Annotated in this window: 10 protein-coding genes; 2 read left to right on the top strand and 8 right to left on the bottom strand. The window is 67.3% G+C overall.

Going from position 1 to position 10,776, the window contains the following annotated elements:
- Positions 1-312, top strand: a 312-nt coding sequence (locus tag VEG08_03160) for an antibiotic biosynthesis monooxygenase family protein (GenBank protein ID HXZ26979.1), incomplete at its 5' end; no start/stop codon positions are given.
- Between the two features lie 29 nt (positions 313-341).
- Here the strand turns inward: VEG08_03160 and VEG08_03165 are convergent.
- From VEG08_03165 to VEG08_03200, 8 genes are all read right to left on the bottom strand, one after another.
- Positions 342-1,757: a phosphoglucomutase/phosphomannomutase family protein gene (locus VEG08_03165; protein ID HXZ26980.1), complete on the bottom strand. Its 1,416-nt coding sequence runs from the start codon at positions 1,755-1,757 to the stop codon at positions 342-344.
- Positions 1,758-1,896: 139 nt separating this feature from the next.
- On the bottom strand, positions 1,897-2,994 hold the full coding sequence (locus tag VEG08_03170) for a mannose-1-phosphate guanylyltransferase (GenBank protein HXZ26981.1): 1,098 nt from the start codon (positions 2,992-2,994) through the stop codon (positions 1,897-1,899).
- Between the two features lie 67 nt (positions 2,995-3,061).
- Positions 3,062-4,036: a type I phosphomannose isomerase catalytic subunit gene (locus VEG08_03175; protein HXZ26982.1), complete on the bottom strand. Its 975-nt coding sequence runs from the start codon at positions 4,034-4,036 to the stop codon at positions 3,062-3,064.
- 35 nt (positions 4,037-4,071) lie between these two features.
- Positions 4,072-5,283 (bottom strand): pyridoxal phosphate-dependent aminotransferase, encoded by a 1,212-nt coding sequence (locus VEG08_03180; GenBank protein ID HXZ26983.1) that lies wholly within the window; start codon positions 5,281-5,283, stop codon positions 4,072-4,074.
- Positions 5,280-5,798 carry a pantetheine-phosphate adenylyltransferase gene (gene coaD / locus VEG08_03185; protein HXZ26984.1) on the bottom strand — a complete coding sequence of 173 codons (519 nt, stop codon included), beginning with the start codon at positions 5,796-5,798 and terminating at the stop codon, positions 5,280-5,282. Before coaD ends, VEG08_03180 begins: the two co-directional genes overlap by 4 nt.
- A 190-nt stretch (positions 5,799-5,988) precedes the next feature.
- Entirely contained in the window at positions 5,989-6,318 is a 330-nt protein-coding gene (locus VEG08_03190) for a GIY-YIG nuclease family protein (GenBank protein ID HXZ26985.1), read from the bottom strand.
- A gap of 195 nt (positions 6,319-6,513) precedes the next feature.
- Entirely contained in the window at positions 6,514-7,587 is a 1,074-nt protein-coding gene (gene recA, locus VEG08_03195) for a recombinase RecA (protein HXZ26986.1), read from the bottom strand.
- 190 nt (positions 7,588-7,777) lie between these two features.
- Positions 7,778-9,361, bottom strand: coding sequence for an FAD-dependent thymidylate synthase (locus VEG08_03200; protein ID HXZ26987.1), 1,584 nt, complete (start codon positions 9,359-9,361; stop codon positions 7,778-7,780).
- Between the two features lie 307 nt (positions 9,362-9,668).
- On the opposite strand from VEG08_03200, the gene purL reads away from it, so the two are divergent.
- Positions 9,669-10,776 (top strand): phosphoribosylformylglycinamidine synthase subunit PurL (purL, locus tag VEG08_03205; protein HXZ26988.1); only part of this gene is annotated, 1,108 nt, incomplete at its 3' end.

Below are 10,776 nucleotides of genomic sequence, written 5' to 3' on the forward strand. Positions count from 1 at the left end.
CAATACGTCTACCTCTGGGCCTTCCGGGTCAAGCCCGGCTGCCGGCGCAGGTTCCTGAGGGCCTACGGACCAGGCGGCGACTGGGAGCGGCTGTTTCGCAGAGCGAAGGGCTACATCCGCACCGAACTGCTGCACGACCGCCGGCAGCGCGACCGCTTCGTGACCGTGGATTACTGGCGTGACCGCGCCAGCCACGCGGCCTTCCGCCAGCGCTATGCGCGCGAGTTCGCGGCGCTCGACCGCCGCTGCGAATCCCTGACCACCAGCGAGCGCCCGCTGGGGCAGTTCGAGCTGACGTCCCTCAGGGGCTAACCCCCGTTCTAGAAACTAGAAACGAGAAACTAGGAACTCTTCGCGAATTCCTCGCCCGCCTGGAGGATCTCTTCCACCAGCTCCGGCGAGGCGGCCTCGGCGTAGAGGCGCAGCAGCAATTCGGTGCCGGAGGCGCGCATCAGGATCCAGGGCTCGGCGCCGCCGTGCGGCGCGGGCGCATCCAGGAAAAACTTCACGCCGTCGAGGGCGGCGCGGCGCACGACCTTGTAGCGGCCGAGGCGCTCCGGCTTCTGCTGCTCGATGCGCTGCATGGCCGCGACCTTGGCTTCCTCCGTCATGTGCAGGTCGCGGCGGCCGAAGTAGTGTGGGCCGTGCTGCTTCTGCAGGTCGGCCACCAGTTGCGCCAGGGTGCGGCCTTCCTCCGCCATGAGGCCGGCCAGCAGCAGCGAGTTGAGCACGCCGTCGCGCTCGGGCAGATGGCGGGGGATGCCGATGCCGCCCGACTCCTCGCCCACCACCAGCATCTCGCGCGTCAGCATCAGTTCGCACAGGTACTTGAAGCCGATGCCGGTCTCGTGCAGCTTGCGGCCGTGGCGGGCGCAGATGCGGTCCACCATGCCGGTGGTGTTGAAGGCGCGCGCCACCTCCCCCGGCCACTGCTTGCGCTCCAGCAGCCAGCGCAGCAGCAAGCAGAAGATCTTGTGGGCGTCGACGAAGCTGCCGTCCTCGGCGACCGCGCCGATGCGGTCGGCGTCGCCGTCGGTGGCAAAGCCGGCGTGGCAGCCCTCGCGCTTGACCGTCTCGCGCAGCATCTGGATGTGCGGCTCGATGGGCTCCGGATTGATGCCGGGGAAGAGCGGGTTGATGTCGCCGCGGATCTCCAGGTGCGGGATGCCACGCGCGCGGAAGATGCCCGCCAGCACGCCGCGCCCGGAGCCGTACATGGGATCGATGGCGAGCTTGAAGCCGGCACGCGCGATGCGGTCCAGATCGGCGAACTTCATGATGGCGGCGACGTAAGGCGGGACGAAGTCGGTCTCGGTCACCGCCGCGGCCCTTCCCCTGGGCATGGCCCCGGCGCGCAGTTCCTGCTCGATCTCCCGGGTGATGGCCGGGGTGGCCGAGCCCCCGTAGCCCGCCTTGTACTTCACCCCGTTCCACTGCCAGGGGTTGTGGCTGGAAGTGATGACCACGCCGCCGGCCGCGCCGAAGTGCTTCACCGCGAAGGAGACGGCGGGCGTGGGAACGCAGTCTTTGGCCAGGCGCACGGCGATGCCGGCGGCGGCCAGCACCTCCGAGGCGACTTCCGCCGCCTGGCGCGAGAGGAAGCGGGTGTCGTAGCCCACCACCAGGCCCTTGCGGCTGTCCTCCCTCTTGAGCACGTAGGAAGCGATGGCGCCCGCCACCCGGCGCACGTTGTCGAAGGTGAAGTCGTCGGCGATGACGCCGCGCCAGCCGTCGGTGCCGAATTTGATCTCGGGCATAAGCGTTGGTTGCGGAAAGTCGTTGGTCGTTAGCCGTTGGTCGTTGGCCAATTCCTGTCGTTGGTCGTTAGCCGTTGGCCAAACCGGTCCGCTCACGGAGGAAGGCTAACGACAAACGACCAACGACTAACGACCGCTCCTACAGCAGCTTCTTCAGCTTCTTCTCGCGCAGATGGCCGACGACTTTGCCGACCTCCTGCGCGTGCGCGCGCGTGGTGACCAGCAGCGCGTCCTCGGTCTCGACCACCACCGCGTCGCGGATGCCGATGGCGGCCACGAACTTCTTCGGCGAATAAACGTAATTCCCCGCCGCGTCCAGGGTGAAGGAGTCGCGGGCCTCGATCACGTTGCGCGCGCGCTCCGCCCCGGCGTGGTGCTCGTGCAGCGCCGCCCACGAGCCCAGATCGCTCCAGCCGAAGTCCGCGGGCAGGCAGTAGATGTGGGAGCAGCGCTCGCCCTGGGCCGAGCGCGGCTCCAGCACCGCGTAGTCCACGCTGATGTCCTCGCACCTGGGGTAGAGGCGGCGAAAAACCGCAGCGAAGCGGCGCGTGCCCCAGGCCGCCGCGATCTCTTCCAGGCAACGCGCGGTCTTGGGGAGATGCTCCTGCAGGGCCGCGGCCAGAGTCTGGGCGCTCCACACGAACATGCCGCTGTTCCAGTAGTAGCGCCCGGTGGCCAGGAATCTTTCCGCCTTCGCGCGGCTGGGCTTCTCGGTGAAGCGGCGAACACGGAAGCCGTCGCCCGCCTTTTCCCCTACCTCGATGTAGCCGTAGCCGGTCTCGGGGCGGCTGGGCGGGATGCCCATGACCACGAGGTTGGGCCCGGCGGCCGCGATGCGGATGGCGCGCGCCAGGGTGCGGCGGAAGCGGCGCGCGTCGGCGATGACGTGGTCGGCGGGAAACATCCCCAGCACCGCTTGCGGGTCCAGCCGCCGCAGCAGGAAAGCGGCCAGGCCGATGGCGGGAGCGGTGTTGCGGGCCACCGGCTCGGCCATGATCTGCGCCCGTTTGAGCTGCGGAAGCTGGCGGGCGATCTCGCCCTGCAACTCCCGGTTGGTGATCACCCAGAAGCGCTCGCGGCGGCCCAGCGGAGCCAGGCGCGCCAGGGTCTGCTGGATCATGGTGTGCTCGCCGTCGAGCGCCAGCACTTGCTTGGCGCGGCGGCGGCGGCTGCGCGGCCAAAAGCGTGTGCCGCTGCCGCCCGCCAGGATCACGGGATAAAAGTTGGTCTTCCGCACGGCGGAGAAACTCACCACAAAGCACACCAAGGTAGCACGAAGGACACAAAGAACGCCGTGCCCGGCGCTACAGGTACGTCTTCGGCTCGGGGGCGCGGCCGCGCTCCGGCAGGGTGACGGCCAGAAACTCGATCTCGCCCTGGGGCTTGAGGGTGAACTGCTTCAAGGCCGCGGGGATGACCACCGCCTCGCCGCGCGAGAAGACCGTGGTCTGCGCCCCGGGACATTCCACCAAGCCGCCGCCGTCCAGCCCGACCAGAATCTCCACCGAGTTCCACTCCGGCGCGCTCTCCCGGAACCAAGCTTCCCGGGCCGACTGCTTGTGCACGATGAAGTGGGGCGAGGCCAGCAGCCGGGCCATGTCGTCGTCGCCCATGCGCTCCACCTTGCCGGCACGGGTCTCGCGCATGGCCGCCAGGCCCTCGGCCACGTGCAGCTCGCGGCCGCGCCCGTAATCGTAGAGGCGGTAGGTGGTGTCGGAGTTCTGCTGGGTCTCGACCAGCAGCATGCCCGGCCCGATGGCGTGCACCGTGCCCGCGGGCGAGTAGATCATCTCGCCGCGGTGGACCTCTACCCAGTGCAGCAGGTCGTCGGCTTTGCCGTCTTGGATGGCCTGCTCGAAGCCGGCGCGCGTGACCCCGGGCTTCAGGCCCAGCCCGATCTTCGCTCCCGGCTTGGCTGCCAGCACGTACCAGCACTCCGACTTCCCGCAAGGCAGGCCGGCGCGGCGCGCGGCCGCATCGTCGGGATGCACCTGCACCGAGAGCTTTTGCTCCGGGAAGAGGAACTTGATGAGCAGCGGAAAGCAGTCCGATCGTCGCGCGGACGTGCCCACCAGGTCGCGGCCGAAGCGGCGGCACAGTTCGCCCAGGGTCTGCCCGGCCAGAGGACCATTGGAGACGCGGCAGTCGTCGCCGGTCAGCCACACTTCCCCGACGGGCTGCTGGCCGGGCGGGCTGGTGTAGATGGGCGCGAGGTCGCGCGTCCCCCACACGCGCTCGCGGAAATCCGGCACCAGGCGCAATGGATAGAGGTCGGGCATGGACGGGCTCAAGGCCGTCGCGGCGGGCTACGATTCTAAACCGTTTCCAGCGCGCCCAGGAACTTGCGCAGGCGCTCCAAGCCGCGGTCGATCTCCGCTTCCGAGGTGGCGTAGGAGATGCGGATGTGCTCGCGGGTGCCGAAGCCCTCGCCCGGCACCGTGACCACGTGCGCCTCGTGCAGCAGGCGCTTGGCCAGGTCGGCGGCCGAGTTCAGCCCGCCCTTCCCCAGGAAGGCCGAGAGGTTGGGATAGACGTAGAAGGCGCCTTCGGGCTTGGAGCAGCGCACGTTGGGGATGGCGCGCAGCCCCTTGACCACGTGATCGCGCAGGCGGATCCACTCCTTCAGCATCTCCTCCACGCACTGCTGCGGCCCCTTGAGCGCGGTGACCGCCGCCTTCTGCACGATGGAGGTGGGATTGGAGGTGGACTGGCTCTGCAGCTTCTGCATGGCCGAGACCACGGGAGCGGGAGCCAGCGCGTAGCCCAGCCGCCATCCGGTCATGGCGTAGGTCTTGGAGAGCGACCCGATGATGACCATGCGCTCCTTGCACTCGCGCAGCACGCCCACGGAATAGCGCTTGCCGGTGAAGTTCAGGTAGACGTAGCACTCGTCGGAGATGATCCAGATGCCGCGCTGGGCGGCCAGCTTGACGATGGCGGCCAGGTCGTCGGGGCTCATCACCGCGCCCGAGGGATTGCCGGGCGAGTTGAGGATGATGGCCTTGGTGCGCGGAGTGATGGCGCGCTCGATCATCCTGGCGGTCAGTTGAAAGCCGCGCTCCTCGTCGGTCTGGACCAGCACCGGCTCGCCCCCGGCGTAGCGGATGATGTCCTTGAACGAGACCCAGTAGGGTACCGGCAGGATGACCTCGTCGCCGTGCTCCACCAGCACCGAGATGGCGTTGAAGAGGGCGTGCTTGCCGCCCACCGAGGCGATGCACTCCTCGCGGCGGTAGTCGGAATCGAAGTCCACGGAGTGGCGGTGCACGACGGCGTCGCGCAGCTCCGCCGTCCCCGCCACCGCGGTGTACTTGGTGAAGTTCTGCTGGATGGCCAGGATGGCCGCGTCCTTGATGTGCTGCGGGGTGGCGAAGTGGGGCTCGCCCGCCCCGAAGTCCACCAGGTCCACGCCGGCGGCGCGCAGCTTCTCGGCCTCGTTCACCACCGCCAGGGTGGCCGAGATCTCGATGCGGTTGATGCGCTGGGTGAGGGTGCTGGCTTGCGTGCTCACGGCCGTGGCTGTCATTGGGATTTCCTCTTGGCTGTGGCGGACTTGCCGCCGTTGATCTTGCGTTCCAGGCGCTCTTCCACCAGGGCCGGCACCAGGCCGCGCACCGAGCCGCCCAGCCGCGCCACTTCCTTGACCAGGCGCGACGAGACATAGCTGTAGGCCTCGGCCGGCATCATGAAGACGGTTTCGAGCTTGGGGTCGAGCTTGCGGTTCATCAGGGCCATCTGCAGCTCGTACTCGTAGTCGCTGATGGCGCGGATGCCGCGCAGCACCGCGCTGGCGCTGTGCTGCCGCGCGTAGTCCACCAGCAGGCCGTCGAAGACCTCGGCGCGCACGTTCTTCCAGCGCGCGATCTCGGCTTCCAGGATCTCGATACGTTCTTCCAGGGTGAAGAGCGGGTCTTTTTCGGGGTTGCGCAGGATGGCGACGACGAGCTCGTCGAAGATCTTGCTGCCGCGCTCGATCAGGTCCAGGTGACCGTTGGTCAGCGGATCGAAGGAGCCGGGATAGATGGCGATGCTCTTCTTCACTCGTCCTCGAGGCTACGAGCCAGCACGATTCTAGCGCCTGTCTGCGGGGCAGGCAATCGCTCGCTAACCGCTGCCCTTCATGGATTGTCATGCCGGGCGCAGTGAGGCATCTAGGTTCACCATCGCAGGGGCAGCGACCTTCGAGAGCACCCAGTCTCTAAGGATTGTCATCCCGAGCGAAGCGAGGGATCTAGGTTTTCTCTTTGTGTTTCAGAAACGACTTCCCCCACCCTAGCGCCAGGTCGTCCAACTTCGGATTGACGCTCCGAATCAGCGCCAGCTTCTTGGCCCGTCCCCACCCCTTGATCTCCTTCTCCCGGGCAATCGCGTTCTTCACATAGCGGAAGGTCTCGTAATAAACCAAGCGGGCGAGGTTGTACCGCGCGGTGTAGCTGCCGGGCTGGTGCGAGCGGTGATCCAGTACCCGCCCGCCGACGTCGCTGGTAACACCCGTATAGAACGGGTGTTGTGAAGGATTGGTGAGGATATAGACGTAGTAGCGGCGCTCGCGCTGGGCCATGATCAGCCCCCAACTGTCTAGGAGTTGTCATCCCGAGCGCAGCGAGGGATCTGGGTTCTCGCTCGCCCGGAGGAAGGACCTGGATTCCTCGCTGCGCTCGGAATGACAATCCTGAAGGGTCGCGTTCGACCGAGCACTCGGTCCGTTCCGAGAGAATCTGTGTTGTTCCGTGTTGCTCCGCGGCGATGAAGGCTCCTAGCGGCGCGCCACCGCGCTCTTGGCTTCCGCCTTGGCGGAGTCAGGGACGGGGGTGGGCCCGGGCGCCGGCTTCGTCAGCCCGAGCGACTGGCGCACCTCGGCCTCCAGCTTGCCGAAGATGTCCTTGTGCTCCTTGAGGAAGACGCGAGTGTTCTCGCGCCCCTGCCCGATGCGCTCGCCCTTGTAGCTGAACCAGGCGCCCGACTTCTCCACCAGGTTGTGGAGCACGGCCAGGTCGATGAGGTCGCCCTCGCGCGAGATGCCCTCGCCGTAGATGATGTCGAACTCGGCCTCGCGGAAGGGCGCGGCCACCTTGTTCTTCACCACCTTCACCTTGGTGCGCGAGCCGATGACCGTGTCGCCTTCCTTGATGGCGGCGATGCGCCGGATGTCGATGCGCACCGTGGAGTAGAACTTGAGCGCGCGCCCGCCGGTGGTGGTCTCGGGGTTGCCGAACATCACCCCGATCTTCTCGCGGATCTGGTTGATGAAGACCAGGCAGGTGCGCGACTTGGAGACCGTGCCGGTGAGCTTGCGCAGCGCCTGCGACATCAGCCGGGCCTGCAGGCCGACGTGGCTGTCGCCCATCTCGCCGTCGAGTTCGGCCTTGGGGACCAGCGCGGCCACCGAGTCCACCACCAGCACGTCCACCGCGCCCGAGCGCACCAGGGCCTCGGTGATCTCCAGCGCCTGCTCGCCGTAGTCGGGCTGCGAGACCAGCAGGTTGTCCACGTCCACGCCCAGCTTCTTGGCGTAGCCGGGATCGAGGGCGTGCTCGGCGTCGACGAAGGCGGCCATGCCGCCGGCCTTCTGCGCTTCCGCCACCACCTGCAGCGCGATGGTAGTCTTGCCCGAGGCCTCGGGGCCGAAGATCTCCACCACCCGGCCGCGGGGGAAGCCGCCCACCCCCAGCGCCGCGTCGAAGGAGATGGCGCCGGTGGGGATCACCGCGATGGGAACGATGGCTTCCTTGGTCCCCAGGCGCATGATCGAGCCCTTGCCGAACTGCTTCTCGATCTGCGCCATGGCCAGGTCGATGGCACGGCTCTTTTCCGTTCTTTCGTCTGCCATGATGGCTCTCCTGATAGCTCGATAGATGAATGCCAGCCTAGCCTACACCCGGAGTCATGCCGGAGTCAGTGCCGTATTCACCCGGTTTTTCCACAACCGGACAGTATAGCGCGGATTCCGCTAATAGGCGAACAAAAAGCGAATTACACCCCTGGTTATTGGCTGACGTCTGAGGTCCGACGTCTGACGTCTATCTCTTGAGCAGGTCCACGGGCTCGCGCACGTTGGTCACCCGGAAGTACTTGGCCAGCGCGGGATAGCGCTCGACCACGGCTTCGTACATGCCGTAGGCCACGCGCCGGTAGGAGATGTGCCCGGCGGGGCCGGTGCGCAGCTCCGCGATGTAGACCGCTTCGGCGAAGTCCATCTTGAACAGGGTGCGCTTGCGGTAGGCCAGAGGGATGGCGTAGACCGCGGCGCTGCCGGACTCCTCGGCACTGCCCGCGAGATCCTTCGCGGGCTGAAGCCCGCTCAGGATGACGCCAAGTTGGTGAACGGTTTCAGCAGCACGCGCCATGGCAGCGTCGTAGCGCGGCTTCTGCCCCGCGGCCTCGATCTCCTCGGGCGTGTCGTAGCCGTGCGCGGTGGTGAAGTCCTGCCCGATCTGCACGCAGCGGCGGTGGCGGTGCATGTCGCGGAAGCCGCCCAGGTCCATCAGGATGTCGAAGCGCAGGCGCTGCCCGGCGGAGAAGGCGCGCAGCAGTTCGTCGTGCTGGCCGCGATGCTTCGCACCCAAAGAAATGATCTCGCCGCGCCGCGCCCCGCTCAGCCCCTCCACCCGCTCGCGCACCTGGCGATAGGGATGGTGGCAATGCTCGTAGAGCAGCGTAGTGGCGAGTTCGACCTCGAGCGGATCGTCCTCCAGCAGCTCGACCGTCTTGGCCGACGCGATGGCCGCGCCCTGCATCAGTTCGGCGGCGGCCTGGCGCAGCTCGCGCCGCGTCTCCATCTCGTAGGGATTGGCCTCGGCGTACTTCACCAGCGTGGGCGCGGCCTTGACGTCCTTCAGCAGCTCCTGCGCCGCACGCTCGCCCAGGGCCGGATCGAGCGCCCGCACCTCCTCCACCAGCCCGTGCCACTTCTCCTGGTTGAGGTTGTAGGCGGGCTCGCGCGCCGCCTGCTTCAGCAATTCGCCCAGCCGCCGCACCTCGGCGTAAGGATTGGAGAGCAGGCGCGCGATCTGGTTTTCCAGCGTGCGCGCGTTCACGATCTCTCCCAGCGAGGTGTTGGTCGCGAGCGGCAGCAGGTAGCGCGAGATGTCGAAGGCGCGAGCCTTGAGCGTGCGCTCGTAGGCCTCCTGTTTCATGTCGTCGGGCCGGGGGGTGCGCTCGCGCAGGTACTCGAACATCAGCCCCGAGAAGGCCTCGTACTCGGCGAAGAGGAAGTCCAGGGTCTCGCGGTAGAGCTTGGCGGCCGCCGCGTCGCCGAAGTCCGGGACGTGGTAGCCGCTCTTCTTGAAGTCCTGGTAGCGGGTGGAACGCTCCTGGCCGTCCCAGCGCTGCTCGTCCACCAGAATGATGGCCGCCAGGATGGAGAGCCGCTCGATGGCCAGCGCCAGGTGGGCCAGGTCGGCGATGGAGCGGTGCCCGTACTGGAAGTAGAAGGTGTTGAGGAACTTCTCCGCCTTCTGCTCGCTGATCTCGCGCAGCGACTCCTTCATGGAGAGCGCCGAGCGCGAGTACTTGGCCATGGCGTAGGCCTGTACCTCGGGCTCCACGCCGTGCACGGCGAAGACCTCGATGCTGGGCTTGTCGGGATTCTTCGTGTCGGACATGCGCCTGAGCGCCATCGTACTGCGCGCCGCGAAAATCGTCTATGCGCTCGTTTCAACCGTCCCTTCGGGACTGGCCATCTTTTGCGCGACGCTATCCCAGCACTTCGTGCTGGGCTAGTGCTAAACGCCCCTTCGGGGCTCTCAAGCATGCTCTTGTCGCCAGCCAAAGCCCGGAGGGCGATTGCCAATAGCCCAGGACGAAGTCCTGGGTAAGGCCGGCGAGGATGGCGAGTCCCGAAGGGACGATTGAAAGCTACGAGCGCGCCCTTCCCCGCCCTTCCACACCGTGCGAGAATAGAATCTCCCCATGCCCCCAGCGAAGAGCGCCGCCATCACCGACAAGGTCGTCGAAGAGCACGGCCTCTCCACGGCCGAGTACCAGAAGATCGTCAAGCTGCTGGGCCGCACCCCCACACTGACCGAACTCGGCATCTTCAGCGTGATGTGGAGCGAGCACTGCTCCTACAAGTCCTCGCGCGTTCACCTGCGCCGCCTGCCCACCCGCAGCAAGCGCGTGGTGCAGGGCCCGGGGGAGAACGCCGGCATCATCGACATCGGCGACGGCTGGGCCTGCGCCTTCAAGATCGAGTCCCACAACCACCCTTCGTTCATCGAGCCCTTCCAGGGCGCGGCCACGGGGGTGGGCGGCATCCTGCGCGACATCTTCACCATGGGCGCGCGCCCCATCGCCATCATGGATTCGCTGCGCTTCGGGCCGCTGGCGCCCGCCCCCGGCCAGAAGGACGACGCCGAGGTCCGCCGCAACCACTCCGTCCTGGAGGGCGTGGTCAGCGGCATCGCCAGCTACGGCAACTGCTTCGGCGTGCCCAACCTGGGCGGCGAAACCAAGTTCGAGCCCTGCTACTCGCGCAATCCCCTGGTCAACGCCTTCGCGCTGGGCCTGGTGCGCCGCGACCAGATCTTCTACGCGCGCGCCGCCGGCGAGGGCAATCCCGTCATCTACGTGGGCGCCAAGACCGGGCGCGACGGCATCCACGGCGCCACCATGGCCAGCGAGGAGTTCTCCGCCACCTCGCAGGAGAAGCGCCCCAACGTTCAGGTGGGCGACCCCTTCCTGGAGAAGCTGCTGCTCGAGGCCTGCCTGGAGGCCATGCAGACGGGCGCGGTGGTGGGCATCCAGGACATGGGCGCCGCCGGCCTGACCTGCTCCACCTGCGAGATGGGCGGGCGCGGCGGCGTGGGCATCGAGATCGAACTCGACCGCGTGCCCCAGCGCGAGACCAAGATGTCCGCCTACGAGATCATGCTCTCCGAATCGCAGGAGCGCATGCTGCTGGTGGCCGAGCAGGGGCGCGAGCAGGAGGTCTTCCAGGTCTTTGAGAAGTGGGGGCTGGACGCGGTGACCGTGGGCCGCGTCACCCGCGACGGCAAGCTGCGCGTGCTCGAGCACGGCA

It is taken from the genome of Terriglobales bacterium, assembly GCA_035624475.1.
Taxonomy (GTDB): Bacteria; Acidobacteriota; Terriglobia; order Terriglobales; family Acidobacteriaceae; genus DASPRL01.

Coding starts and splice junctions, on each gene's coding strand:
- VEG08_03165 (HXZ26980.1), bottom strand. CDS start 1,757: ATGCCCGAGATCAAATTCGGCACCGACGGCTGGCGCGGCGTCATCGCC.
- recA (HXZ26986.1), bottom strand. CDS start 7,587: ATGGCAGACGAAAGAACGGAAAAGAGCCGTGCCATCGACCTGGCCATG.
- VEG08_03190 (HXZ26985.1), bottom strand. CDS start 6,318: ATGGCCCAGCGCGAGCGCCGCTACTACGTCTATATCCTCACCAATCCT.
- VEG08_03200 (HXZ26987.1), bottom strand. CDS start 9,361: ATGTCCGACACGAAGAATCCCGACAAGCCCAGCATCGAGGTCTTCGCC.
- VEG08_03180 (HXZ26983.1), bottom strand. CDS start 5,283: ATGACAGCCACGGCCGTGAGCACGCAAGCCAGCACCCTCACCCAGCGC.
- VEG08_03175 (HXZ26982.1), bottom strand. CDS start 4,036: ATGCCCGACCTCTATCCATTGCGCCTGGTGCCGGATTTCCGCGAGCGC.